Annotated in this window: 21 protein-coding genes and 1 pseudogene; 13 read left to right on the top strand and 9 right to left on the bottom strand. The window is 72.3% G+C overall.

Annotated features, from left to right (window positions below; all coding sequences use genetic code 11):
• Positions 1 to 71 precede the first annotated feature (71 nt).
• Both ACF1G2_RS32530 and ACF1G2_RS32535 read left to right on the top strand, forming a co-directional pair.
• Entirely contained in the window at positions 72 to 2,141 is a 2,070-nt protein-coding gene (locus ACF1G2_RS32530; protein WP_391801748.1) for a SpoIIE family protein phosphatase, read from the top strand.
• A 97-nt stretch (positions 2,142 to 2,238) separates the two neighbouring features.
• Complete coding sequence (locus ACF1G2_RS32535) at positions 2,239 to 3,300, top strand: cytochrome P450 (protein WP_391801749.1); 1,062 nt, start codon at positions 2,239 to 2,241, stop codon at positions 3,298 to 3,300.
• 18 nt (positions 3,301 to 3,318) lie between these two features.
• Here ACF1G2_RS32535 and treY read toward each other — a convergent pair whose 3' ends face one another.
• Positions 3,319 to 5,688 carry a malto-oligosyltrehalose synthase gene (gene treY, locus ACF1G2_RS32540; protein ID WP_391801750.1) on the bottom strand — a complete coding sequence of 790 codons (2,370 nt, stop codon included), beginning with the start codon at positions 5,686 to 5,688 and terminating at the stop codon, positions 3,319 to 3,321.
• Between the two features lie 90 nt (positions 5,689 to 5,778).
• Here treY and ACF1G2_RS32545 point away from each other — a divergent pair, with 90 nt between their 5' ends.
• Positions 5,779 to 7,014 (top strand): MFS transporter, encoded by a 1,236-nt coding sequence (locus ACF1G2_RS32545; protein WP_391801772.1) that lies wholly within the window; start codon positions 5,779 to 5,781, stop codon positions 7,012 to 7,014.
• 78 nt (positions 7,015 to 7,092) lie between these two features.
• Here the strand turns inward: ACF1G2_RS32545 and glgX are convergent, their stop codons facing one another.
• Positions 7,093 to 9,213: a glycogen debranching protein GlgX gene (gene glgX, locus ACF1G2_RS32550; protein ID WP_391801751.1), complete on the bottom strand. Its 2,121-nt coding sequence runs from the start codon at positions 9,211 to 9,213 to the stop codon at positions 7,093 to 7,095.
• A gap of 465 nt (positions 9,214 to 9,678) precedes the next feature.
• On the opposite strand from glgX, the gene ACF1G2_RS32555 reads away from it, so the two are divergent.
• Both ACF1G2_RS32555 and ACF1G2_RS32560 read left to right on the top strand, forming a co-directional pair.
• Entirely contained in the window at positions 9,679 to 10,929 is a 1,251-nt protein-coding gene (locus ACF1G2_RS32555; RefSeq protein WP_391801752.1) for an SAV2148 family HEPN domain-containing protein, read from the top strand.
• An 87-nt stretch (positions 10,930 to 11,016) separates the two neighbouring features.
• A complete protein-coding gene (locus ACF1G2_RS32560) occupies positions 11,017 to 11,739 on the top strand; it encodes a 3'-5' exonuclease (protein WP_391801753.1) in 723 nt (240 codons plus the stop codon).
• 26 nt (positions 11,740 to 11,765) lie between these two features.
• Here ACF1G2_RS32560 and ACF1G2_RS32565 read toward each other — a convergent pair whose 3' ends face one another.
• Positions 11,766 to 12,596, bottom strand: coding sequence for an alpha/beta fold hydrolase (locus tag ACF1G2_RS32565; protein ID WP_391801754.1), 831 nt, complete (start codon positions 12,594 to 12,596; stop codon positions 11,766 to 11,768).
• 49 nt (positions 12,597 to 12,645) lie between these two features.
• Positions 12,646 to 13,542, bottom strand: coding sequence for a phosphotransferase enzyme family protein (locus tag ACF1G2_RS32570; RefSeq protein WP_391801755.1), 897 nt, complete (start codon positions 13,540 to 13,542; stop codon positions 12,646 to 12,648).
• A gap of 150 nt (positions 13,543 to 13,692) precedes the next feature.
• Between ACF1G2_RS32570 and ACF1G2_RS32575 the strand changes: the two genes are divergently transcribed.
• From ACF1G2_RS32575 to ACF1G2_RS32605, 7 genes are all read left to right on the top strand, one after another.
• The gene (locus tag ACF1G2_RS32575) at positions 13,693 to 14,622 is read left to right on the top strand and encodes a carbohydrate ABC transporter permease (RefSeq protein WP_391801773.1); all 930 of its coding nucleotides are present in this window, start codon (positions 13,693 to 13,695) and stop codon (positions 14,620 to 14,622) included.
• Positions 14,619 to 15,461 (top strand): carbohydrate ABC transporter permease, encoded by an 843-nt coding sequence (locus ACF1G2_RS32580; protein ID WP_391801756.1) that lies wholly within the window; start codon positions 14,619 to 14,621, stop codon positions 15,459 to 15,461. Before ACF1G2_RS32575 ends, ACF1G2_RS32580 begins: the two co-directional genes overlap by 4 nt.
• Positions 15,461 to 16,756 carry an ABC transporter substrate-binding protein gene (locus ACF1G2_RS32585; RefSeq protein WP_391801757.1) on the top strand — a complete coding sequence of 432 codons (1,296 nt, stop codon included), beginning with the start codon at positions 15,461 to 15,463 and terminating at the stop codon, positions 16,754 to 16,756. The genes ACF1G2_RS32580 and ACF1G2_RS32585 overlap by 1 nt, the downstream gene beginning before the upstream one ends.
• 107 nt (positions 16,757 to 16,863) lie before the next feature.
• Complete coding sequence (mgt, locus tag ACF1G2_RS32590) at positions 16,864 to 18,060, top strand: macrolide-inactivating glycosyltransferase (protein ID WP_391801758.1); 1,197 nt, start codon at positions 16,864 to 16,866, stop codon at positions 18,058 to 18,060.
• A gap of 225 nt (positions 18,061 to 18,285) precedes the next feature.
• Complete coding sequence (locus tag ACF1G2_RS32595; protein WP_391801759.1) at positions 18,286 to 19,488, top strand: S8 family serine peptidase; 1,203 nt, start codon at positions 18,286 to 18,288, stop codon at positions 19,486 to 19,488.
• A gap of 119 nt (positions 19,489 to 19,607) precedes the next feature.
• Positions 19,608 to 20,162: a DUF1697 domain-containing protein gene (locus tag ACF1G2_RS32600; RefSeq protein WP_391801760.1), complete on the top strand. Its 555-nt coding sequence runs from the start codon at positions 19,608 to 19,610 to the stop codon at positions 20,160 to 20,162.
• Positions 20,163 to 20,261: 99 nt separating this feature from the next.
• Positions 20,262 to 20,885: a DsbA family protein gene (locus ACF1G2_RS32605; RefSeq protein ID WP_391801761.1), complete on the top strand. Its 624-nt coding sequence runs from the start codon at positions 20,262 to 20,264 to the stop codon at positions 20,883 to 20,885.
• On the opposite strand, the gene ACF1G2_RS32610 is transcribed toward ACF1G2_RS32605, so the two are convergent.
• The gene (locus ACF1G2_RS32610) at positions 20,848 to 21,951 is read right to left on the bottom strand and encodes a helix-turn-helix domain-containing protein (RefSeq protein ID WP_391801762.1); all 1,104 of its coding nucleotides are present in this window, start codon (positions 21,949 to 21,951) and stop codon (positions 20,848 to 20,850) included. The genes ACF1G2_RS32605 and ACF1G2_RS32610 overlap by 38 nt on opposite strands.
• 107 nt (positions 21,952 to 22,058) lie before the next feature.
• On the opposite strand from ACF1G2_RS32610, the gene ACF1G2_RS32615 reads away from it, so the two are divergent.
• Positions 22,059 to 22,955 (top strand): alpha/beta hydrolase, encoded by an 897-nt coding sequence (locus ACF1G2_RS32615; RefSeq protein ID WP_391801763.1) that lies wholly within the window; start codon positions 22,059 to 22,061, stop codon positions 22,953 to 22,955.
• Between the two features lie 75 nt (positions 22,956 to 23,030).
• Here the strand turns inward: ACF1G2_RS32615 and ACF1G2_RS32620 are convergent, their stop codons facing one another.
• The 4 genes and pseudogenes from ACF1G2_RS32620 to ACF1G2_RS32635 form a co-directional block, all read right to left on the bottom strand.
• The gene (locus tag ACF1G2_RS32620) at positions 23,031 to 23,867 is read right to left on the bottom strand and encodes a sirohydrochlorin chelatase (RefSeq protein WP_391801764.1); all 837 of its coding nucleotides are present in this window, start codon (positions 23,865 to 23,867) and stop codon (positions 23,031 to 23,033) included.
• A 2-nt stretch (positions 23,868 to 23,869) separates the two neighbouring features.
• Positions 23,870 to 24,775, bottom strand: coding sequence for an ABC transporter permease (locus tag ACF1G2_RS32625; RefSeq protein ID WP_391801765.1), 906 nt, complete (start codon positions 24,773 to 24,775; stop codon positions 23,870 to 23,872).
• Complete coding sequence (locus ACF1G2_RS32630; RefSeq protein WP_391801766.1) at positions 24,762 to 25,556, bottom strand: ABC transporter ATP-binding protein; 795 nt, start codon at positions 25,554 to 25,556, stop codon at positions 24,762 to 24,764. The genes ACF1G2_RS32625 and ACF1G2_RS32630 overlap by 14 nt, the downstream gene beginning before the upstream one ends.
• Before the next feature lie 35 nt (positions 25,557 to 25,591).
• A pseudogene (locus ACF1G2_RS32635) lies at positions 25,592 to 25,806 on the bottom strand (sulfate ABC transporter substrate-binding protein); the annotation flags it as partial.

Raw genomic sequence — 25,806 nt, forward strand, 5'->3', positions numbered from 1 at the left:
ACAGCGTGGAGGACGCGCAGCCCTCTCCACAGAACGGTGCGGGGCGAGCGCGCTCCACGGAGAGGCGCGGGATGAGCGAGCCGAACCCGGTCGAGGCGCTCGTCAGCGGCGCGGCCCAGAACGCCGGAGGCTGGCTGGGCGCGCTGCCCGTGGCACAGGTGGCCACCAGTGCCGACGGGACGATCGTGCGCTGGAACCGGGCTGCCGAAGAGCTGCTCGGCTTCAAGCCGCAGCAGGTGATCGGACGGCACATCGCCGAGCTGCTGCACCCGGGCGCGGACAGGAGTCTCGGCCGGTCCCTGTGGGAGGCAGCCGCCGGCGGGCGCGGGGTCATGGGCACGGTCACCGCCTGGCACCGCGACGGGCACCCGGTGGAGGTCGAGATCTGGGCGAGCCCCGTCCCCGACCGGCACGACGACGCCTCCGCGGTCCTGCTCTTCGCCGCCGAGGCCCACGCCGCACGGCGGATCCGGGGATCGTCGGCCGTCTGGGACGGGCTGTTCGCACGTTCTCCGGTGGGCATCGCCGTCCTGGACACCCAGCTGCGGTTCCTGCGCGTCAACCGGGCTCTGGAGAGGATGAACGGCCTGTCGGAGTCGGCTCATGTCGGCCGGCGCCTGTCCGAGCTGCTGCCCCAGGTGAACGCCGAGGACATGGAGGCGGCGATGCGGCAGGTCCTGGACAGCGGGGAGCCGGTCCTGGACCGCCGCCGCATCGGCCGCACCCCGGCCGGCCGCGACCGGGACCGGGTGTGGTCATGCTCCTACGTGCGCGTGGAGGACCCGGCGGGCCGGCCGATCGGAGTCATCGCCTCCCTGCTCGACATCACCGACCAGCAGCGCGCCCACACCGAGGCCGAGGCGGGGCGGCGCAGGCTCGCCCTCCTGAGCGAGGCGTCCGTCCGGATGGGCTCCAGTCTGGATCTGGAGCGCACCGCCCAGGAGCTCGCCGATCTCGCCGTTCCCGGCCTCGCCGACGCGGTCACCGTCGACGTCCTGGACTCCCTCGCCCGGGGCGACGACCCCGGCATGGGCCTGACCGGCGGTGTCGCCCTGCGCCGCCTGGGCAAGGCCCCGCTGACCGGATCCGCGGTCACCGACGTCCTCGCCCCGCTGGGCCGCACCCTCGAATTCCCCGGCGCCGCGCCCTACACCCAGACCCTCGCCAGACGTCAGCCCTTCCTGCTGGCCGTCCTCGACGAGGCGGCCATCGCCCCTGCCGCCCGCCATACGAACAGGCCCGCGCAGCTGCTGCGTCTCGGCGTGCACTCGTTCATGATGGTTCCGCTCTTCGCGCGGGACCTGGTACTCGGCGTGGCGACCTTCTACCGGACCCGTCCGGTCGGCCCGTTCACGTCCGACGACGTGAGTCTGGTCGGCGAGCTCGCCACCCGGGCTGCCCTCAGCATCGACAACGCGCGGCTCTACCACCGCGAACACGACACCGCCCTGACCCTGCAACGGAGCATGCTTCCCCAGCACATCACCCCGCCGCCGGGGATCGAAGTCGCCCACCGGTACCTGCCGGCGAGCGATGTCAACGAGGTCGGCGGCGACTGGTACGACGTGCTCAGCCTGCCGGACGGGAAGGTGGCCCTGCTGATCGGCGACGTCATGGGCCACGGCACCCCGGCAGCCGCGGTGATGGGACGGCTCTCCGCCAGCGTCCGGGCGCTCGCCAGGCTCGACCTCGAACCCGAGGAACTGCTCCACCAGTTGGAGGCGGCGCTCGACGACCTCGCGGAGCCGATGCTCGCCACGTTCCTCTACGCCGTGATCGACGTGGCGACCGGCCGCTGCCGCGTCGTCCGCGCCGGCCACCCGCCGCCCGCCGTGGTCGGCCCCGACGGCACCGCCGCCCTCCTGGACCTGCCGCCCGGCGCCCCGCTCGGCGTGGGCGGCACGCGCTTCACCACCAGCGAGACCACCCTGGAACCGGGCAGCGTTCTCGTCCTGTACACGGACGGCCTCATCGAGTCCCGAGGCAGCGACATCGACGAACGCCTCGCCGAACTCGTCCATCTCCTCGCCCAACCACACCCGTCCCTGACCGGACTGTGCGACAGCCTCCTCACGATGCTCGTGCCGGGCTCGGCCGACGACGACATCGCCCTGCTGGTCGCTCGCCTCACCGGGCGGTGAGGCCGAATTCACCCGTACGGCGGTATGCGGGCTGCGACGGGGCCCACTCGGTGGTGGGGTGGGGAGACGCACTCACGGTGGACCGACAGGGGACGCGATGAGCGACGAGTCGAACTCGGGGATACGGCGTCACGCCTGGGCGAAGCTGCCGCCCATGGAACCGGGGCCCGCACCGCGCGCCCGTGCGGAGGCGCCCGGCGGACGCGCGCGGGCGACCGCGCAGCCCCCCGCCGGGCCGTCGCGGAGCCGCACCGTCGCGCCCAGCCCCCTCGACCCGGGCGCCACCCGGGACCCGTACCGCGTCCACCGGGTGCTGCGCGAGGAGTTCCCGCTCACCTTCGACCCGCTGCTGCGCGCCTGGGTCCTCAGCCGGTACGCGGACGTGGCCACCGCCCTCACCGACACCCGTTTCACCCACGGCCACCGGCCCGGCGACCCGCCCTGCGCCCAGACGCACGTCGACGTCGACGAGGCCGAGCTGCGCAGCGTCACCGCGCGCACCGCCCATGTCCTCGCCCGCCGGATCGCCGACCGGCCGAACGCGGACCTGGTCGCGGACTTCTGCCACTGGCTTCCCGCCGGTACCGTCGCCGCCGCCGTCGGTGTGCCCTACCGGGACATGATGCGCCTGGTCCGCGGCCGCGCCGCCTCCGCGCTCGCCGGCCAGTGCACCAGCCAGATCTCCGTACGGGAGAAGGCCCTCGCCTCCTTCCTCGCCCACGTCCTCGCCGACCCGGAGCGCGCGAGGGAGCTGCGCGACGCGCCCTCGGAAGAGATCGCCCGCGCCTGGACCGAGTCCCTCCGCCACGACCCGTCCGTGCAGATCGCCGTCCGCCGCACCGCCGCCGAGGTGCGCGTCAGCGGCGGCACGATCCCGGCGGGGGAGCCCGTGGCCCTGCTCATCGGAGCCGCCTGCCGGGACCCGGAACGCTTCCGGGACCCCGACCGCTACGACCCGCTGCGCGACGACCCGGGCCAGCTGACCTACGGCAGCGGCGCGTGCCCCGCCGTCCTGCTCGCGGGGCTCGAAGCCGAGTACTCCGTGCGGGCGCTCCTCGAAGCCATGCCCCGGCTGCGGCTCGCCCACGGCTTCCGGCCGGAGCGGACCGGCCTGATCAACCGCGCCCCACGGAGCCTGCTCGTCCGTCCCGGCGGCTGACCGCCGTAGCGGTCCGGCTCACTCCTCCCGCGCGGGGCTGCGGCCCAGGAGCGCCACCGGACGCGCGTCGAAGAGCTCGGCAGGCTTCACCGCCCCGCCGGTGAACCGCCGTACGCCGTCGAGGAGATCGAACCAGGTGCCGGGCGGCAGGATCAGCTCCGTGTCCTGCCAGCCGCCCGTCTCCGCCAGCCGCAGCGGCAGCCGCGTGACCGCGGTGACCGCCTCCGCCGACGACCCCTCGCCGCGGGCGAAGGCCAGACAGTGCGGCGCCGCGGTCCCGGTCACCGTCAGCGGGATGTACGAGTCGGGCGCGGCGAAGGCCTCGGGGTGCAACCGTCGCAGCGCGAGCGCCGCGCGGACCACCGCCGTCTTCTCGTCGTCCTCGCCGGCCGCGAAGGGCACCCGGTTGTCCGGGTCGACCAGTGCCCGGTACTCCCGCTCCGTCCCCTGGTAGAGCTCCGGCACCCCCGGCATCGTCAGCTGGACCAGCGTCGCCCCCAGCTGGTGGGCCCGGATGTGCGGCTCCAGGGCGAACGCCGCCTCCGAGGCCGCCCGGAGCGGAATCCGGCCGGGTCCGGCCGCCACGAACTCGGTGACCGCCCGCTCGTACGCCGGGTCCGGCTCCGTCCAGCTCGTGTGCAGCCCCGCCTCCCGTACCGACTTCAGGACCGCGGGGCCGAGCCGCACCGGGTCCGGTGTGCCGAAGCCGAACGCGGTCTGCCACGCCGTCCACGCCAGGTGCGGATCCGGCGCCGGAACGCCGGCCACCTCCTCCAGCAACTCCAGCCACACGGACGGACATTGGGAGAGGACCGCGATCCCGGCCCGGATGTCCGCGCTGCGCTTGGTGTCGTGCGTGGACAGCACGGTCCCGGTCGCGGGCCAGTCCCGGGAGAGCCGCAGGCAGTACGCGTGGAAGTCCTCGGGCGCGATCGCGGGACGCCCGGGGTCGCCGCCCACCTCGTTCGCCGACAGGAGCGGGGTGTAGCGGTAGAAGGCGGTGTCCTCCACGGACTTGGCGCGCAGCGCCGAGGAGGTCTGCGCGAAACGGTCCCGGAACGAACGGTGTTCGGGGCCGTCGCCGAGCCGCCCCAGCGCCAGGTCGCGCACGGTGTCGACGGCCGCGGCCTCCTCCGGCACGGCGAATGCGGCGGTCGCGCCCCGGGCGGCCTCGGGGGTCAGCACCGTCTCGTCGCCCACCTGGTAGTAGCGGTAGACCGGGACACGGACGAGGAGTTCACGGATCGCGGTCGTCAGAGCCCAGGGGGCGTGGTCGCGCAGGCCGGGATCGGCGGCGCAGATCCGCTCCGCGATCCGTGTCAGCGCGGCGGTCTCCGCCGCCAGATCGTGTGTCACCACCTCGTACGCGGCCCGGCGGGCCGTCGCCTCCCAGGCGCCGCCCCGGTCCGCCGCGCGACCCGCGAACGTCCGGTAGACATCGGCGAGTTCGGCCGCTCCCACACCGTCCACGAAGACGCCGTCCACCTGTCGCAGCGCGTCGTAGCCGGTGGTGCCGGCGACCTGCCAGGTGGACGGCAGCGGCTCCGGGCCGGTGAGGATCTTCTCCACGACCGTCCAGCACCGTCCGCCGGTCGCCTCCCGCAGGCGCCGCAGATACCCCTCGGGATCGGCGAGCCCGTCCGGATGGTCGATCCGCAGCCCCTCGATCACCCCGTCCCCGACCAGCCTCACGATCGTGCCGTGTGTCGCGTCGAAGACCTCGGGGTCCTCGACGCGCACCCCGATCAACTCCGAAATGGTGAAGAAGCGGCGGTAGTTGAGCTCCGTACGGGCCAGCCGCCACCAGGCGAGCCGGTACCACTGGGCGTCGAGCAGCTCGGACAGAGGCAGCCCCTCCGTACCCGCGCGGAGCGGGAAGGCCTGGCCGTCCAGGTGCAGTGCGCCGTCGGCGACCCGCATCCGCTCCCGTACCTCCGGGAGCCGGTCCGGCAGCACGGGCAGCAGGAGCCGGCCGTCCCCCGCCTCCCAGTCGATGTCGAACCAGCGGGCGTACGGCGACCGGGGACCCTCGCGGAGCACCTCGCGCAGCGCGCGATTGTGCGTGGGCGAAGCGGCCATGTGGTTGGGCACCAGGTCCACGACCAGGCCGAGGCCGTGCGCCCGGGCGGTGGCTGCCAGGGCCCGCAGCCCCTCCTCGCCGCCCAGCTCGGCGCGGATCGCACGGTGGTCGGTCACGTCGTAGCCGTGCGTCGAGCCGGGCACGGCCTCCAGGACAGGGGAGAGATGGAGGTGGGACACCCCGAGTCCGGCGAGATACGGGACGGCCCGCTCGGCGGCCGCGAACGGGAACTCCGGCTGGAGCTGGAGCCGATAGGTGGCGGTGGGGACGGTCCGGGCGGTGGGCGGGAACGGGAGCGAGGACGTCATGCGAACGTACGTACCCGGCTCGGAGCCTTCTGTGTCATCGCCTCATGCGTCCGTTCGGGTGCATCGCGTTACGTTCAGGCGATGCTCCGTATGTATCGCGACACCTTGTCCCTGCTCGGGCCGGTGCTGCCGGTCGTCTCGTTCCTGGGGCGGCTGCCCACCGCCATGTGTCAGCTCGGCAGCCTGATCCTGGTCGCCGAGACGAGCGGATCCCTGCCGACGGCGGGGCTCGCGGGCGGTGCGCTCGCGGCGGGGCAGACGGTCGCGGGGCCGGTCATCGGCAGGCTCGCCGACCGGCGCGGACAGCGCGGGGTGGTCCTGGCGGCGTCCCTCGCCAACGCGGTCGCCGTCGCCGCACTGGTCCTCGCGGCGCTCGCGCACGCGGCGACCGGTTGGCTGACAGCCCTCGGCGCGCTCGCCGGCGCGACCGTGCCCCAGGTCGGACCGCTCGCCCGGACCCGTTCGGTCGCCCTGGCCCGGCGCTCCGGCGCCGACGACCGGCTGGTCGGCACGGTCCTCTCGTTCGAAGGCACCCTCGACGAGGTGTCCTTCGTCCTGGGCCCGGCCCTGGTGGGCCTCGCCGCCGCCCTCACCCACCCGGCGGCGGCGCTCCTGACCGCCTCGGCCCTCCTCGCGACCTGCGGCACGGCGTTCGCGCTGCACCCGTCCGCGCGCGTGGCCGAGGGCGGAGACACGGCCGTCACCACTCGTACGGGCGCCGCCGAACGGGCTCGGCTGCCGAGGTCCGCGTACGCCCTCCGGATCACGATGGTGCTGCAGGGCGCCATGTTCGGGGCGTCCCAGGCCGGCATCACCGCGCTCACCGAGAGGCTCGGGGCGCCCGCGCAGGCGGGGCTCGTCTACGCGGCCATGGGCGTGATGAGCGCGGCCGTCGGCCTCTCGATGGCCGCCGTCCCGGCGCGGATCGGCCTGCCGACCCGCTGGCGGACCGCCACCGCCGCGCTGGTCGTGCTCTCCGTGCCCCTGCTGTTCGTCGACTCGCTCGTGGCGCTGTACGCGGTCGTCGTCGTCCTCGGCGCGGCCTACGCGCCCCACCTGATCACGGTCTTCGGCCTCACCGAACGGACGGTCCCGGCGACCCGGCTCGCCGAGTCCATGGCCTTCCTGACGAGCGGCATCGTCGGCGGTCAGGCGCTGGCCCTGGCGCTCGCGGGGAACCTGGCGGAACGTCACGGCCCGGGCGCGGCCTTCACGGTGATGGTCGCGGCGGCGGTCCTGTGCGCGGTCCTGTCCTGGTCTGTGCGCACCCGGCTTCCGGCGGCCGGTCCCCGTCCGGCCGTGACGGAAGCCGGTGTGAACGTCTGACGACCGGCGTGCAGGCCCGACAGAGGTGCCGGGCGGGGGCCGTACGACCCCCGCCCGGCACCGATCCGCCGTTCCCGGCTACGCGGGCCGCTTCAGTACCGTCAGGCTCAACGGCGCCAGCGTCACCCGTTCACCGGCCGCGACCTTGGGCCCCTCCTGGGGTGGGATGCCCTCCGGGTGGGAGGTGTCGACGACCACCCGCCAGCTCTCGCCGTGGTTGATCGGGACCTCGAAATCGAGCTCCTGCGCCGAGGCGTTGAACATCAGCAGGAACGAGTCGTCCGCGATCCGCTCCCCCTGCAGCCCCGGCTCCGAGATCGCGTTGCCGTTCAGGAAGACCGACAGCGCCTGCGCGTGCGCCGCCTGCCAGTCCCGGGCCGTCATCTCCTCACCCTCGGGGGTGAACCAGGCGATGTCGGTCAGCTCGTCGTGCGTGCCCTCCACCGGACGCCCGTGGAAGAAGCGGCGGCGCCGGAAGACCGGATGGTCCCGCCGGAGCCGGACCATCGCCCGGGTGAACTCCAGCAGGGTGCCCTCCTCCGAGGCGCCCGGCTCGGGCCAGCGCACCCACGACACCTCGTTGTCCTGGCAGTACGCGTTGTTGTTGCCGCCCTGCGTCCGGCCGAACTCGTCGCCGTGGCTGAGCATCGGCACGCCCTGCGAGAGCATCAGCGTCGCGAGGAAGTTCCGCATCTGCCGGGCCCGCAGCTCCCGGATCCCGATGTCGTCCGTGTCGCCCTCGGCCCCGCAGTTCCAGGACCGGTTGTAGCTCTCGCCGTCCCGGTTGCCCTCCCCGTTTGCCTCGTTGTGCTTGCCGTCGTAGCTGACGAGGTCGCGCAGCGTGAAGCCGTCGTGGCAGGTGACGAAGTTGACCGAGGCCAGCGGCCGGCGGCCGTCGTCCTGGTACAGGTCGGACGAGCCGGTGAGCCGGGACGCGAACTCGGCGAGCGTGCGCGGCTCGCCCCGCCACAAGTCGCGTACGCAGTCCCGGTACTTGCCGTTCCATTCGGTCCACAGCGGGGGGAAGTTGCCCACCTGGTAGCCGCCCTCGCCGACGTCCCACGGCTCGGCGATCAGCTTGACCTGGCTGACCACCGGGTCCTGCTGCACCAGGTCGAAGAAGGACGACAGCCGGTCCACCTCGTGGAACTGGCGGGCCAGTGTCGCCGCTAGATCGAAGCGGAAGCCGTCGACGTGCATCTCCGTCACCCAGTACCGGAGGCTGTCCATGATCAGCTGCAGCACGTGCGGCGAGCGCATGAGCAGCGAGTTCCCGGTGCCGGTGGTGTCCGTGTAGTAGCGCTGGTCGTTCGCGAGGCGGTAGTACGAGGGGTTGTCCAGGCCACGGAAGGAGAGGGTGGGGCCCAGGTGGTTGCCCTCGGCCGTGTGGTTGTAGACGACGTCGAGGATGACCTCGATCCCCGCCTGGTGCAGGGCCCGTACCGCCGACTTGAACTCCAGGACCTGCTGGCCCCGGTCGCCCCAGGAGGCGTAGGCGTTGTGCGGGGCGAAGAAGCCGATCGTGTTGTAGCCCCAGTAGTTGGACAGCCCCGCGTCCACCAGCCGGTGGTCGTTGACGAACTGGTGCACCGGCATCAATTCGAGCGCAGTGACGCCCAGTTCCTTCAGATGTCCGATCACCGCCGGGTGCGCCAGCCCCGCGTACGTCCCGCGCAGCTCCTCCGGCAGCTCCGGGTGGAGCATGGTCAGGCCCTTCACATGGGCCTCGTAGATCACCGTCCGGTGGTAGTCGGTGCGGGGGCGCCGGTCGTCGCCCCAGTCGAAGTAGGGGTTCACCACGACCGAGGTCATCATGTGCGGCGCCGAGTCGAGGTCGTTGCGGGAGTCAGGCCGCCCGAAATGGTAGCCGTACACCGCCTCGCCCCAGCCGATCGAACCCGAGACCGCACGGGCATAGGGGTCCAGGAGCAGCTTCGCCGAGTTGCAGCGCTGCCCGTGCTCCGGCGCGTAGGGACCGTGGACCCGGAACCCGTAGCGCTGACCCGGCATCACTCCCGGCAGATAGGCGTGCCGGACGAAGGCGTCCGTCTCGCGCAGCTCCACCGCCGTCTCCGAGCCGTCGTCATGGATCAGACACAGCTCGATCCTGTGGGCGGCCTCCGAGAAGACCGCGAAATTGGTTCCGGCGCCGTCGTAGGTGGCGCCCAGGGGATACGCCTGTCCCGGCCAGACCTGCATAGGTAAGACTCTTCCATTCTGATCCGGGTGTGGGGGTGCACTCCGGCCAGATCCTGCCCGAAAGTGGGGCGACGTCCTAGGACTTCGCCCCGGCCCTGCCGGGTGCGCGTTCATCGGTAATGTGTTCGAACTCGGCTCGGATGTGTGACGTGTCGAAGGTTTACGGCGAGCTCGCCGCCCCTGCCCGCCTCCCGGTCAACCTGGGGTTCCACCCCACCGCCCCGGACGGGGTCCCGTGCCCGCGGGTGCTCCTCCGGCGGGGACGCGTACGCGCGCGCAGGGGCCTCACCGGTATGAATCCGCTCACTCCGGTCCATCACGTCGAGCGGAACGACGCTCGGATCGGGGGGAGTTGAGCAAGCAGCCTGCCGATCCTGCTGCACCGCCTCCCGCTCGGGGAGTACCCTTCCTTGATCGTCGACAGACGGTGGGATCGGGCGTCCAACAGCAGAAGGCGGTGCGCGGGTGAGCTCGGGAGGTCTGGAGCTGCCCCCAGGTGACGCGGGTCACGAGGGGGGTTCGCCCGACCCCGTGGACGTACCGCCCGGAGCGGTCTCCGTCGCCAGGCCGATGGAGATCGGGGCGGAGCTCGACTGGGGCGCCGAGGCCTGGAGCGAGGTGCGCACCCGCGCCCAGCGGGCCGGGCGGGCCTATATCTGGCTGAATCTCGTCGAGCAGCGGCTCCGTGCCGTGGTGGCCGCCGTGCTGCGGCCCGTGTACGAACCGGTGCACGGCGAGGACTGGGTCGTGGCCGCGGCGGGGCCCGCGGGGCAGGAGTGGGTGCAGAGGGCCGTCGCCGTCCGTGAGGTCTCGCGGCGCAAGGGCTACCTCCTCGACCCTGCCGACGACAACGTCCTCAGCTTCCTCACGCTCCCGCAGCTGCGGGAGCTGATGGTGCAGCACTGGCCGTGCTTCGAGCCGTACTTCGACGACCGGCGCGAGGTCGAACTCGCCCTGGACGAGCTGGAGGTGACACGCAACGTCGTCTCCCGCAACCGAGCCCTGTCGAGCACCGTCCTCGCTCAGTCCGAACGCGCGTCCGCGCGGCTCCTGGAGATCCTCGGCAGCGGGGCGGGCGTGCCGTCCGCCGACCGGCTGCCGGTCGACGCGGTCGAGGACCTGGTGGGCGACCGGTACGCGGACGTGGTCTCCGTCCACCCCGACCGGGTGCGGCTGCAGCGCCAGCTGCCGGCCGAGGACCTCTTCGGCGGGGCGCGTCGCCTCGACGCCACGGGCATAGGCCTGAACCTCCTCGTACAGAACTTCTCCGGGCGGCGGCTGGTGCGGCTCGCCGAGTCCGGCTGCCGCATACGCCTGCTGTTCCTGAATCCCGCGAGCAGTGCCGTGAAGCGCCGCGAGCGGGAGCTGGGTCTGAAGAAGGGCGAGTTGAGCCGCTCGGTGGAGATGAACATCCTCCACATGCGGCGGGTGCGGGCCCGGCTGCGCGACCCGGACGCCTTCCAGATCCATGTCTTCGACGAGACGCCGCGCTTCACGGCGTACCTGGTGGACGGGGACGGCCCGGACGGGCTCGCCGTCGTCCAGTCGTATCTGAGGAAGGCGCGGGGGATGGAGGCGCCGGTGCTCGTGCTGCGCGGGGGCGGCCGGAACGTGGTGCGTTCCGGGCAGGTGGCGCGTGACGGTGAATACGGACTTTTCGCAACATATCGCGAGGAGTTCGAGTCGGTCTGGCTCGACTCCCGCCCGGTCTCCTGAGGGCGGGGCTCGCTGCGCGAGGGGCGTTGTCAGTGGCCCGTGCGAGGGTGTTCAGCACCACGGGGGAGATCACGTAAGGAGGACCCGATGGCTTGGCACGGGGAAGAGCTGGTCGGATTCGACCTGGAGACGACCGGCACCGAACCGCTGGAGGCGCGGATCGTCACGGCTTCGGTCGTCGGCGTCCACGGCGGACGGGTGGTGCGGCAGCGGGACTGGCTCGCCGACCCCGGGATCCGCATCCCGGCGCAGGCGTCCGCGATCCACGGCATCAGCAGCGAGCGGGCGGCCGCCGAGGGCCGTCCGGTCGTCGAGGTGGCCGACGAGATCGCCGAGACGCTCACCGGCTACTGGACCCAGGGCGTCCCGGTCGTGGCGTACAACGCCTCGTTCGACCTCACGCTCCTCTCCGCCGAGCTGCGCCGCCACGGGCTGCCCTCGCTGAGCGAGCGGCTGGGCGGCGCCCCGATAGGCCCCGTCGTCGATCCGTACACGATCGACCGGGCCGTCGACCGGTACCGACGGGGGAAGCGGACCCTGGAAGCGGTCTGCGCCGAGTACGGCGTCGTCCTCGACGCTGCCCACCAGGCGGCCGCGGACGCGCTCGCCGCCGTGCGGGTGGCGGTCGCGATAGCCGAGCGGCACGCGCGGGTGGCCGCTCTGACTCCGGCGGAGCTTCACGAGCGCCAGATCGACTGGTACCGCGTCTGGGCCGAGGACTTCCAGGACTTCCTGCGCCGCAAGGGCACCCCGGAGGCGGTCGTAGACCCGTCCTGGCCGCTGCGCGAACTCGCGCCGGTGGCCGGCTGACGGACCTCCCGGCGCGACCGGGCCCGTCAGCCGATCGGGTTCTCCGCCAGGAAGTCCAGGAGCAGGCTGTTGACCAGGTCCGGGCGGTCCAGCTGGAGCCAGTGGCCCGCGCTCTCCATGCGCTCGTAGCGCCAGGTGCCGTCCACGTGCTTGCCGGTGCCCGACATCGACTGCTCCGTCATGAAGCGGTCGTCGGTGGACCAGACGCCCAGGACGGGGCCCGGCAGCGGCGGGAGAGGGAAGGCTGGACCGAACTGGACCTCGGCGGGCAGGCCCGCCCGGTAGATGTTCAGGGCCGCGGTGAGCGCGCCCGGCTCCCGCAGTGGCCCGATGACCGCCTCCGCGTCCGGGTGCTCGGTCAGCATCTCCCGGAGGTTGGCGAAGTCGTCGCGTGCGAGCCAGTCCTCGGCGAGCCCCGGGAACTGGAAAAGGATCATGTACCAGGACCGCTGCTTCTGCTCGAAGCCCGCGTCACGGATCGCGCCGAAGTGCCCGACCGACAGGATGCTCAGACTCGCGACCCGCTCGGGCGCCGCCTGCGCGAGCCCCTGGACCACGCCCGAGCCCCAGTCGTGCCCGACGAGATGGACCCGGTCGATCTCCAGCCGGGCGAGCAGTTCCAGCAGATCGCCGACGTGCTTGGCCGGGTGGTACGCCTCCGCCCCGCCCTCCGGCCGCCCGGAGGCGCCGAAGCCCCGCAGGGTGGGAGCGACGCACCGGTAACCCGCCGCGGTCAGGGCCGGGACCTGGTGGCGCCAGAGACGGTGGCTGTCGGGGAAGCCGTGTACCAGCAGAACGGCCGGACCCTGGCCGCTCACCTCGACGTCGAGCGTCACCTCGGACAGTTCCACACGCATCACAACACCCCGATCGTGAGTGGGAATTCGCGTGGTGGGGCCCCTGAGGTCAGAAGGGGTACCACCGCACCTCGGTGTCACCCTCTCGCAGCGACGCCACCCGCCGCTCGAATTCGGCCAGAGCCTTGGGGTTCGTCGGCGCGTGCTGGGCGACCCAGGCGCAGCTCGCGGTCTCCCGGGCCCCGCGGAGCACCGCACACCCCTCCCACTCCCCTACGTCCCAGCCGTACGCCTCGGTGAAGGCGTCGTGGGCGGCGGGGTCGAGCCCGTACCGGTCGCGGGAGAGGGCGAGCACCACCAGGTCGTGTTCGCGCAGATCGGAGGAGAAGGTCTCCAGGTCGACCAGGACGGGCCCGTCCGGGCCGACATGGACGTTGCGGGGGAGGGCGTCGCCGTGGATCGGGCCGGGCGTGAGGTGCGGGGTGAGCGCGGCGGCCGCGGGGGCGAAGGCGTCGCGCCGCTCGCGCAGGAAGGCCGCGTCGGCCGGGTCGACGGCGTCGCCCGCGAGCCGTAGCCACCGCTCGACCCCGCCCAGCAGGTCGCGGCGCGGCAGGGTGAAGCCCTCCGGCTCCGGCAGGGAGTGGATCCGCCGCAGCAGGGGCGCCAGGTCCCGCGGTTCGGCCGGGCGCACGGCCTCGGGGAGACGGTGCCAGAGGGTGACCGGGTGGCCGTCGACCAGACGGGGCTTCGGCTCCGCCGCCCGTACGGCCGGAATGCCGGTCTCCGCCAGCCAGTCCGCGAGCGCGAGCTCCCGCTCGGCGCGGGGGAGCAGGTCGGCGTCCCGGCCGATCTTCACCACGAGCTCGTCCAGGGCGAAGACCGCGTTCTCCCCGAGGGCGAGGAGCCGCGCGCCGGACCTGTCCGGGCGGCCGCCCGGGGCGCCGTCGGCGGCGTCCGTCGACAGCCCCGCGGCGGCCAGGATCTCCCGTGCCCGCGCCTCGTCCATCCGTCACTCCCAGCTGTCCCCGATGCCTGTTGCGAATCAGCCAAAGTCTCGCATCCCCGCAGGTTGTCTTGACGGACCGACGGCCTGTCAGGACCATGACTGAGGCCGGTTCAGCGTGGCAAAAGGCGCACAAGGGGTCGAACTGTGAGTGTGGCGACCGCGGTGAAGCGGTCCGGCGGAACAGCGGCCGCCGGCAGGAGACCCGGAGCCGGGAGGGACCGCGGCGCCTGGTTCCTGGTACTGCCCGCGCTCCTGCCCATCCTGGTCCTCAGCGTCGGCCCCCTGCTCTACGGCATCGCGCTCGCCTTCACCGACGCGCAGTCCGGCCGGACCCAGGCCACCCGATGGGTCGGCACGCTCAACTTCCAGGACCTGCTCCACGACACGCTCTTCTGGGACTCGTTCCGGATCGGCCTGCTCTGGGCCGTCGGCGTCACCGTCCCGCAGTTCCTGCTCGCCCTCGGCCTCGCGCTGCTGCTCAACCAGAACCTTCGCTTCCGCTGGCTGGCCAGAGCGCTCGCGATCATCCCCTGGGCCATGCCGGAGGTCGTCGTCGGCATCATGTGGCGGCTCGTCTACAACCCCGACGCCGGCATCCTCAACGAGACCGTCCGGGATCTCGGCCTCGGCGACGGCCGCGACTGGCTCACCGGACTCGCCACCGCCCTGCCCGCCGTGATCCTCGTCGGCATCTGGGCCGGAATGCCGCAGACCACGGTCGCCCTCCTCGCCGGCCTGCAGAACACCCCGCACGAACTCCACGAGGCCGCCGCCCTCGACGGCGCGGGCGCCTGGCGCCGCTTCCGTACCGTCACCTGGCCCGCCCTCAAGCCGGTCGCCCTCGCCATCACGGCTCTCAACTTCATCTGGAACTTCAACTCGTTCGCCCTGGTCTACGTGCTGACCAACGGCGGGCCCGGCGGCCGCACGCGGCTCCCCATGCTCTTCGCCTACGAGGAGGCCTTCCGCTACGGCCAGTTCGGCTACGCCGCCGCGATGGGCTGCGTCATGGTCGCCGTCGTCTCCGTACTCCTCGCCCTCTACCTCGTCGGCCGGCTGAAGGGGGACCAGGACCGGTGAGCACGCTCCGTACCCGCGGACCGGCGCGGTTCGGCCAGTACCTCGCGCTCCTCGCGTACCTGGTCTTCCTCGCCTTCCCGTTCCTCTGGCTGATCTCCACCGCCTTCAAACCGGCGACCGAGCTCGGCTCGCTCCACCCGACCTGGATCCCCGAAGATCCGACCCTCGCCAACTTCCGGCAGGCGTTCGACGAGCAGCCGTTGCTCAGGGCCGCCGCGAACAGTCTGATCGCCGCCCTCGCCGCGGCCCTGATCGCCGTCGTCATCGCGACGCCCATGGCCTATGTGATGGCCCGGCACCGCGGCCGGCTCTCCACCGCCGCGACCGGCTGGGTCGTGGTCAGCCAGGCGTTCCCGTTCGTCCTGGTGATCATCCCGCTGTTCCTCGTCCTGAAGAACCTCCACCTGATCAACAGCCTCCTCGGGCTCGTCCTGGTCTACGTCGTCTGGTCGCTGCCGTTCGCGCTCTGGATGCTGACCGGCTACGTCCGGGCCGTGCCCGCCGAGCTGGAGGAGGCCGCGGCCGTCGACGGCGCCGGGAGACTCCGTACGCTCGTCTCGGTCACCGCCCCGCTGCTCGCCCCCGGCATCGTCGCCACCGCGCTCTTCGCCTTCATCACCGCGTGGAACGAGTTCTTCTTCGCGCTCGTCCTGCTCAAGACCCCGGAGAAGCAGACCTTGCCGGTCGTCCTCACCCACTTCCTCGGCGCGGAGGGGGTGGCCGACCTCGGGCCCCTGGCCGCGGCCGCCTTCCTCGCCACGATCCCCTCGCTCGTGATCTTCGCGATCATCCAGAAGCGCATCACGGGCGGGATGCTGGCCGGGGCGGTGAAGTCCTGATGCGCGTACGGACGTTCACGGCCGCCGTCGCCGCCGTCGCACTGCTCCTGACCGGCTGCTCGGCGGGGGAGGAGCCCGACGACGGAACCGTACGGCTGCGGTTCCAGTCCCTGGCCTGGCAGAAGGAGTCCGTCGACGCCAACAGGGAACTGGTCGCGGAGTGGAACGCGGCCCACCCCGACATCCAGGTCGACTACGTCCAGGGCAGCTGGGACTCCGTCCACGACCAGCTCCTCACCTCCTTCGAGGGCGGCGAGGCGCCCGACATCATCCATGACGCCTCCGACGACCTCGCCGACTTCGCGTACGGCGGCTATCTGGCCGATCTGACCGACCTCCTGCCCGGGCGGCTCAAGGCCGACATCCCGGCGCGCAGCTGGGAGACCACGACCTTCGGCGGCGGGATCTACGGCGTGCCGTTCCTCCAGGAGCCGCGCGTGATCATGGCCAACAAGCGGATCCTGGAGTCCTCGGGCGTCCGCCTCCCGACGCCCGACCGGCCCTGGAGCTGGCAGGAGTTCCGGCAGATCGCCAAGGACCTGACGGCCGCCATGGGCAAGGGGCGGTACGCGGTCGCCTGGCCGCTCAAGGAGCCGGTCTCGGTCAGCCTCAACCTGGGCCTCTCGGCCGGTGGACAGCTCTTCCACCGCGGCAAGGACGGCAAGGTGACCGTCCGCTTCACCGAGCAGGACGAGATCGTGCCCGGGACCGTCCACGACCAGGTCAACACCGACCTCAGCGCGTCGCGTTCGACGCTCGGCACCGGCGGCTCCGACGCGCTGCCGGGATTCTTCGGCGGCAAGTACGCGATGGTGCCGCTCGGCTTCTCGTACCGCCAGCAGATCACCCAGCAGGCGCCGAAGGGCTTCGAGTGGATCGTCCTGCCCGCGCCCGCCGGTGCGAGCGGACTCGCGCAGGGCGTCAGCCCGCAGACGCTCTCCCTCGCCGAGGACAGCCCGCACAAGAAGGAGGCGGCGCGGTTCCTCGACTTCTTCCTCCAGCCGGCGAACATGGTCCGCCTCGCCCGCGGCGACTGGATGCTGCCCACCGGGACCGCGGCCCTCGCCGACCCCTCGCTCCACACCCCGAAGGACGGCTGGGCGACCGGCGCCGCCGTGGCCGAGCATCTGCGCTCCGCGCCCGCGCAGTCGGTCCGCGGCTACCCGGAGTGGAAGGACAAGGTCGCCACCCCGGCCTACCAGGAGTACTACAGCGGGGCGATCGACGCGGCGGAGCTGCGCGAACGTCTGGAGGAGGACGGGAACCTCGTCCTCGCCCGCTACCAGCGCGATTGAGCCGACTCCTGGCCCGAGGGCGTCCTTTCGAGTCACCCCTGACCCTGAGATGCCTCCTTGCGCCCTACAGATTGGACGAGACGTCTCGTCTCGCTTAATGTGAGTGCATGACCACGACCCCGCGTCCCGCCCACATCGCCATGTTCTCGATCGCCGCCCACGGCCATGTGAACCCGAGCCTCGAAGTGATCCGCGAGCTCGTCGCCCGCGGGTACCGCGTCAGCTACGCCATCCCCGCCTCCTTCGCCGACAAGGTCGCCGCCACCGGTGCCACCCCCGTCGTCTACACCTCCACGCTCCCGACCGACGAGGACCCGGACGCATGGGGCACCGAACTCATCGACAACATCGAGCCCTTCCTCCGTGACGCGATCCAGGCGCTGCCCCAGCTCGCCGCCGCCTTCGACGACGACCGGCCGGACCTCGTCCTCCACGACATCACCGCCTACCCGGCGCCCGTCCTCGCACACGGGTGGGGTGTGCCCGTCGTGGGACTCTGGCCGAATCTCGTCCCATGGAAGGGGTACGAGGAGGAGGTGGCCGAGCCCATGTTCGCCGAGCTCAAGGCCTCCGAGCGGGGCAGGGCGTACTACGCCCGCTTCGAGAAATGGCTGGCCGAGCACGGTGTCGACACCCACCCCGACCGGCTCGTCGCCCGCCCCCGCCGCGCGCTCGTCCTCATCCCGCGCGCCCTCCAGCCGCACGCCGACCGGGTCGACGAGTCCGTCTTCACCTTCGTCGGCGCCTGCCAGGGCGACCGTGCCGACCAGGGGGAGTGGCGGCGGCCGGCGGGCGCGGAGAAGGTCCTCCTGGTCTCGCTGGGGTCGGCCTTCACCAAGCAGCCGGACTTCTACCGGGCATGCGTCGCCGCGTTCGGCGACCTGCCCGGCTGGCATGTCGTGCTCCAGGTCGGCGCGTTCGTCGACCCGGCCGAGCTGGGGGAGCTTCCCGTCAACATCGAAGTGCACTCCTGGGTACCTCAGTTGGCGATCCTGAGGCAGGCGGACGCCTTCATCACCCACGCCGGGGCGGGTGGCAGCCAGGAGGGGCTGGCCACCGCCACCCCGATGGTCGCGGTTCCGCTGGCCACCGACCAGTTCGGCAACGCCGACATGCTCCAGTCGCTGGGCGTGGCGCGGCACCTGCCGATGGCGGAGGTGACTCCCGAGCGCCTGCGCGAGGCCGTCCTCGCCCTCGTGAGCGATCCCCATGTGGCCCTCCGTGCCCGGGAGGTCCAGGAGCGAATGGCGAACGAGGGTGGAACGCCGCGTGCGGCGGACCTGATCGAGGCCGAACTGCCGTGACGAAATCCTGATGCAGGCCCCTGGGAAAGTCCCAGGGGCCTTACGTGTGGGCCGAGTTGGGGCGAGATGCCCCATTGATTATTACGAAGACTTGTTGTGTAAATCACAGATGTATGAAGGTCTTGATTTGCACTCGTCAATGAGCAAGGGTTTCGAGGCAGCCGCCGGAGAGTTTCCTTCCGGAGGCTCGACCCCCCACAAATCCTGACGAGGAGACCCCTCTTCATGGCAATACACAAGCGTGTCCGCCGGACCAAGCTCATCGCCGTCTCGACCGCGATCGCAGCAGCGGCCGGAGTCACCGTCATCGTCAGCCCGTTCGCCGGCGCGGCCCCCGCACCCGCCCTCGGAACGGTCCACGGACTCGGCGTCGAAGGCGCCGTCGCAGGCAGCTACATCGTTCTGCTGGACGAGAAGGCCGACAAGGGCGATCTGGCCGAGGAGTACGGCGGCACCCTGCGCCGCAGCTACGACTCCGCCGTCAACGGCTTCTCGGTGAACGGCCTTTCGGAGACCGAGGCCAAGCGCCTCGCCGCCGACCCGGCCGTCGCCAAGGTCGTCCAGAACAAGAAGTTCACCATCAACGCGACCCAGGACAACCCGCCGTCCTGGGGCCTGGACCGGGTCGACCAGGCCGACACGGCCGGCGACTCCAAGTACACCTACCCGGACGGCGCGGGCGAGGGCGTCACGGCCTACGTCATCGACACCGGGGTCCGCATCACGCACAAGGACTTCGAGGGCCGCGCCGCCTCGGGCTTCGACGCGGTCGACAACGACGACGACGCCTCGGACGGCAACGGCCACGGCACGCACGTCGCCGGCACCATCGCCGGCGCCGCGCACGGTGTCGCCAAGAAGGCGAAGATCGTCGCCGTCCGTGTCCTCGACGACAACGGCTCGGGCACGACCGAGCAGGTCGTCGCCGGCATCGACTGGGTCACCAAGAACCACCAGGGCCCGTCCGTCGCCAACATGAGCCTCGGCGGAGGTGCCGACCCGGCCCTCGACGAGGCCGTGCAGAAGGCCATCGCCGCCGGTGTCACCTTCGGTGTCGCCGCGGGCAACGAGTCCTCTGACGCCGGCCAGGGCTCCCCCTCCCGCGTGAAGGAGGCCATCACGGTGGCCTCCTCCACCAAGGAGGACCAGCAGTCCGACTTCTCCAACTTCGGCTCCGTGGTGGACCTCTACGCCCCGGGTTCGGACATCACCTCGGCGTGGAACGACAGCGACGAGGGCACGAAGACCATCTCCGGCACGTCGATGGCGACCCCGCACGTGGTCGGCGCCGCCGCCGTCTACCTCGCGGCGCACAAGGACGCCACGCCGGACCAGGTCGCCAAGGCGCTGGTCGACGGCGCCACCGCGGACAAGATCAGCAACCCGTCCGCGGGCACCGCGAACAAGCTGCTCAAGATCGTCGAGTAGCCGGGCCACCATGCCGCTGCCGGGCCGCGTGATCCAGCGGCCCGGCAGCGGCGGCTCCGCATACCGGCGGCCGCCGTGCCCTCCCCCACGGGGCGCGGCGGCCGCCCTATCGTGGGGCCATGACGACGACGTACGCCGTGCTGCTGCGCGGGATCAACGTGGGCGGGCACCGCAAGGTACCGATGGCGGACCTCCGTTCACTGCTCGAAGAGCTCGGCCACCGCGATGTCCGGACCTATCTGCAGAGCGGCAACGCCGTCTTCACCACCGACACCGACCGGCCGACCGAGCAGGAGCAGACCACCGCGATCGAGGAGGCCGTCGAGAAACGGTTCGGCTTCCGCGTCGACTGCCTCGTCCGCGACGCCGACTACCTCGCCGCCGTCGTCGACGCCTGCCCGTTCCCGGCCGCGGAGCTCGAAGGCAAGCAGCTCCACGTGACCTACCTCTCCGAGCCGGTCACCCCCGAGCGGTTCGCCTCGATCGACCAGGACGCCTTCCTGCCGGAGGAGTTCCGGCTCGGCGACCGGGCGCTCTACCTCTACGCCCCCGAAGGGCTCGGCCGGTCCAAGCTCGGCGAGGTGCTCTCCCGCCCCGCTCTCTTCAAGGGGATCGTGGCCACCAGCCGCAACTGGAACACCGTGGTCAAGCTCGCGGAGATGACCCGGGCTTGAGCCCGTCCAGGAGGGCTCGGCCACCGGCCGAAATGGCCCGGTCGGACGGGCCCCGAATGGCCCGGACCGTGCCGCCGACGGCTGGCTAGGCTTCCCGGCATGACCACCGAGACCGAGCCCAAGCCCGTCGTCGACTTCTACTTCGACCCCGCCTGCCCCTTCGCGTGGATCACCTCGCGCTGGATGCTGGAGGTCGAGCGGCACCGCGACATCGAGCTGCGCTTCCGGGTGATGAGCCTGTACCTCCACAACGTGGGCAACGAACTCCCTCACTGGTACCGGGAGCTGGTCGACGCGTCCCTAGGGCCTGTACGGGTGGCGGCAGCGGCGGCCGAGCGGCACGGCGAGGAGGTCCTGCGCGACCTCTACACCGCCTACGGCACCCGGATCCACCAGGAGAAGAACACGGACTTCGACGCCGTGATCGCCGAGTCCCTCGCGGTGACCGGCCTCTCCGCCGACCTCGCCGCGGCGGCCCACGACCCGTCGTACGACGAGGCCGTCCGGCGCAGGCACGACGCCGGGAAGGACCCCGAGGCGGAGGGCTACGTCGGCACGCCGACCCTGCACGTCGACGGCACGGTCTGGTTCGGACCGGTCCTGCGGGCCATCCCGCGCGGCAAGGAGGCGGCCGACCTCTTCGACAGCTTCCGGCTGCTCGCCGGCCACTCCGACCTCTTCGAGATCAAGCGGACCCGGACGGGCGGGCTCGACTTCGGCTGACCGGGGAGCGGGTGGCCTCCTCGGCCGCCCGGCCGTCGTCGAGCAGCCGGCGCGCGACGAGCGCGATGCCGGCCCGGGTCCGCCCCGACGCCGTGGTGAGGTCGATGCCCAGCGTCCGCCCGATCTGCTCGATCCGGCGGGCGACGCTGCTGTGGTGCAGATGGAGCAGGTCGGCGACCTGACGCAGCGAGCCGGTGGCGAGGTACGCCTCCAGGGTCTCCACATCGTCCGCGTTGCCCGTGATGCGCGCCATCGCGGCCACGTCGGCGTTGCCGCGGGACGCGTCCTCGGGCACCTCCGCCAACAGCGCGAGGGCGCCCAGGTCGTCGTGGTGGACGACGGGTTCGCGCGCGGTGGTGAAGCGGAGGGCGGTGCGGGCCTCCCGCCAGGAACGGGCCGGGCTCCCGGCGCCGCCGATCCCCGCCCGTACCCCCTCCGGAAACCGCTCGGGGTCCACGGTGGTGGCCAGGACGACGCCGACATCGGCGAGCGGGGCCGCCTTCACCAGGCGGGCCGGGCAGACCAGGCTGCCGATCCGGTCGAGCGGAAGCCGGGACCGTACGGCGGCGACGCGCACGGGCTGATCGGCGGCGAAGCCCAGGAGACGCAACGCCCGTGCCCGGGCGGCCTCGTCGGTGTCCGAGCTCACGACCAGTTCGACGAGGGCCGGGTCCGCCATCGTGGTCGTGGCGGGGCCGTACCGCTCGACGACCGCCGCGGCGGCGAGGGCGAGCCGGTCGAGCAGGACCGCGTCGAGCGGTCCGGGCGGGCCGGGCCGCTCCAGCCAGACCACGCCGATCTCCTCCCCGTCGAGGGTGATCGGCACCGAGGCGGAGGCGGGCACGGGCCGGGCGGACGCCTCCGCGCCGTCGGGCGCGACCCTGATCGTCCGGCCCGTACCGTGGAGCCGTACGCCCGCCACACATTCCGCCAGGCCGGCCGAGGCCCGGGCGAGGGCGGGGAGATCCACCCGGCGGCGCATCAGCGTGTCGTAGAACGCGACGACCCTGAGCGCACCCTCGACGTACGGATCAAGTCCTGACAGACGAACGGCCAGTGCCTCCATGGGAGAAGGATAGGAGGACGGGGTGCGCCGATCGGCGCGCGAAGGGGACCGGAAGCGCGACGACAGGCGCTGACGCCCGGCGGGGTACGGCCGCGAGGATGGCCGTCATGGATCCCGAACTCGAAGCGTTCCTCCCGTTCATCCCGAAGCCGGACTACTCCGATCCGGTCGCCGCGCGCAAGGACTTCGCCGAACGCGCCGCGGCGTTCCCGGTGCCGGACACCTCCGGCATGGAGATCGAGAACCGTACGGTGCCCGGCGATCCGGACGTGGCGATACGGATCTACCGCCCGCACCAGGCACAGGGCGCCGTCGTCTGGCTGCACGGCGGCGGATTCGTCTTCGGCAGCCTGGACACCGAGCACCCGTGGGCCGCCCGCATCGCGCTCGGCTCCGGCGCGACGGTGATCTCGGTCGACTATCGCCTCTCTCCCGAGCACCCGTTCCCGGCCGCCCTGGACGACGCGTACGCCGTCCTGGCCTGGACGGCCGAGCACGCGGCCGACTTCGGCATCGACCCGGAGCGGATCGCCGTCGGCGGGCACAGCGCAGGTGCGTGTCTCGCCGCCGCGACGGCGCTACGGGCACGTGACGAGCAGGGCCCGCAGATCCGCTTCCAGCTCCTCAACCAGCCCGCGCTCGACGACCGGCAGGAGACGTGGTCGCAGCGGAACTTCACCGACACCCCCTGGGTGGACCGGGGCACGCTCTCCACGGTGTGGCGCTACTACCTCGGCACCCAGGACGCCACTCCGTACGCCGCCCCGACACGCGCCACCGACCTGTCCGGCCTGCCGCCGGCCTACGTCACCACCGCGGAGTTCGACCCGGCCCGCGACGAGGCCATCGAGTACGGGCTGCGCCTGCTGCAGTCGGGCGTCCCGGCCGAGATCCACCACTATCCCGGTACCTTCCACGGATCGCAGACGATCCTCTCCGCCGAGGTCTCGCAGCGCCAGATCGCCGAGGTCGCCGCCGTCCTGCGACGCGCGCTGGCCGCCTGAGGGGACCGTCGACCGAGCGTCGACGACGCGCCCCCCGCAGCCTGTGCGGGCCAGGCAGGGGCGGACCGCCCCTGCCTATCCCGCGGCCCGGGTCGCGAGGCGCGTCCGAGCCGACGCGTGGCACTCCTCGTACCGGTCGACGAGCAGGCGGGCGAGTTCCGGCGACGGGCCGAGGACGTCCGCCAGGACGTCCGCGTCCGCCGCGCCGGCCGCGATGCGGTCCGGCAGGCGGCCGGGGGCGATGACGTAGGGGGCCACCGCCACCCGGCGTACGCCGTCGGCACGCATCGCGCGGACCGCGTCCTCGGTCCGCGGGAGAGATGCGGAGGCGAACGCAGGCCGCACGGAGCACCAACCGGTGCGCCGCAGCTCCCGCGCCGTTTCTGCGATCGCTGCGATCGCCTCCGGGTCTGTAGAGCCCGCCGAGGCCAGGACGACCCCGGTGGTGCGCTTCATCTCGTCGACCGCCCGGCGCCACGCGGTGGTCGCTGCCGGATCCGTGGAGCCCGCCGAGGTCGGGACGAGGCCCGTCGAGCTTCTGTCGGCGGCCTTCAGGCCCGCCTCGAACAGCCGTCGCTGCACCGCCGCGACCAGCAGCGGCGAGGGGCCGAGCACCCCCGCCTGGCGGATCCGCAGACCCGCAGGGGCCTGCCGCAGTACGGCCGGGATGTCGGCCTTCGCGTGGAAGGCACGGGTCAGCAGCAGCGGCAGCGCCACCACGTCCCGTACCCCCTCGGCCGCGAGCCGGTCGAGCACCCCGGGCACCGACGGCAGGTTGAAGTCGAGGAACGCCGTCTCCACGCGCAGACCCGGCCGCAGCGACCCCGCCTCGCGCACCAGCGCGTGCACGGTCGCGGCGTGCCGCGGATCGCGGCTGCCGTGGGCGATGACGAGGAGGACAGGCGCACTCATGGTCAGCCCTTCACCAGCAGGCCACGACCGCGCAGCACCGCGCGCTCCAGCGGACTGAAGATCAGCAGGTCGATGGCGACACCGACCAGCAGGATCAGGATGATGGCGAGGAAGATCCCCGGCATGTCGAAGTTGTTCCGGCCGTTCTCCAGCAACTGGCCGAGGCCCAGGCCCAGGTCGGGCGACGAGGCGATGATCTCCGCGGCCATCAGCGAGCGCCAGGAGAACGCCCAGCCCTGCTTCAGTCCGGCCAGATAGCCGGGCAGCGCGGCCGGCATCACGATGTGCCAGGCACCCTTGAGCCCGGTCGCGCCCAGCGTGCGCCCCGCCCGCAGGAAGAGCGGCGGGACCTGGTCGACACCGGCCACCAGCCCATTGGCGATCGACGGCACGGCGCCCAGCAGGATCACCGCGTACATCATCGAGTCGTTGAGGCCGATCCACAGCACGGCCGGCGCCACCCACGCCACCGACGGCAGCGACTGCAGGCCCGCGAGCACAGGCCCGATCGCCGCGCGCACGAACTTCACCCGGGCGACCAGCAGACCCAGCGGCGTACCGATGGCGAGCGCCATCAGGAAGCCGAGCAGGGCCCGCGACACGCTCGTCCAGAGCACCCCGAGGAGCGTGCCCTCCAGCCACATGGTGGTCAGGCTGTCCCAGACGGCCGTCGGCGCGGGCAGCTTGGACTCGTCGGTGACCTCGGCCACGACGAGCAGCTGCCAGACCGCGAGGACCAGGACCACGGCCAGAACCGGCGGCAGGACCTTCTTCACCAGGACCTCGCGCACCGGCGTACGGCGCACCTGCACCGCGTCCAGCGCGTCGAGGCCCGCCTCCAGGCCGGCCAGGTCGTCGGCCTTCGAGGCCGTCGTGGCCTTCGGGCCCGTCGTGTCAGTGCTGGCCATGGCGGCGGATCTCCCCACGCAGTTCTTCGGTGATCTCGACGGACAGTTCCGCCACGTCGGCGTCCTCGATACGACGCGGCTGCGGGATGTCGATGGTCCACTCCCGGGCGATCCGCCCGGGACGGGACGACAGCAGCACCACGCGCTCGGCCAGGCGCACGGCCTCGCGCACGTTGTGGGTCACGAACAGCACCGAGAGGTTCGTCTCGCGCCAGATCCGGGTCAGCTCGTCGTGCAGCACGTCCCGCGTGATGGCGTCGAGCGCCGCGAACGGCTCGTCCATCAACAGCAGGTCGCTGTCCTGGGCGAGCGCACGGGCCAGCGCGACGCGCTGTCGCATGCCGCCGGACAGCTCGTGCACCCGCTTGCGGTACGAGCCGCCGAGCCGGACCAGGTCGAGCAGGCGCTCGGCTTCCGGGCGCCGCTCGGACTTCGGCACGCCGCGCAGCCGCAGCGCCAGTTCGATGTTCTTGCCCGCGGTCAGCCACGGGAAGAGGGCGTGCTCCTGGAACATCAGCGCGGGACGGCCGCCGGGGGTCTCGATGGACCCCGCGGACGGCCGGTCGAGTCCGGCGACCAGGTTGAGCAGGGTCGACTTGCCACACCCGGACGCGCCGAGGAGCGTGACGAACTCCCCCGGGGCGACGTCGAGCGAGATGTCGTCGAGGACGAGCTGGCCTCCGGCGGGACCGCCGAAGGACTTCGAGACATGGGCGATGCGGGCGGCGTGCGTCACCGTCGCACGGTCGTCGGCCTTGGCGAGCGTCGCGGTCGTGGCCATGGTCGTCACCTCCTGGGTATGAGCGGCGGACGTGTTCACTTGACGCCGAGTCCGGCGTCGGAGACCTCGGGGCTGCCCGTGGCCTTGAGGATCTTGTTGAGTGCCTTCAGGTCGTAGATGCCGTCGAGGTCGGGCTTCTCGAGGAGACCGGTCTTCACGGCGTGATCGGCCTGTGCCCGGAGGGTCGAGGCGAGCGGGTCGTCGGTGAAGCGGATCGAGGGCCAGGCGCTGTCGATGACCTTCGCGCCGA

The sequence above is a fragment of the Streptomyces sp. NPDC013457 genome, from assembly GCF_043089925.1.
In the GTDB taxonomy this organism is placed as follows: Bacteria; Actinomycetota; Actinomycetes; order Streptomycetales; family Streptomycetaceae; genus Streptomyces.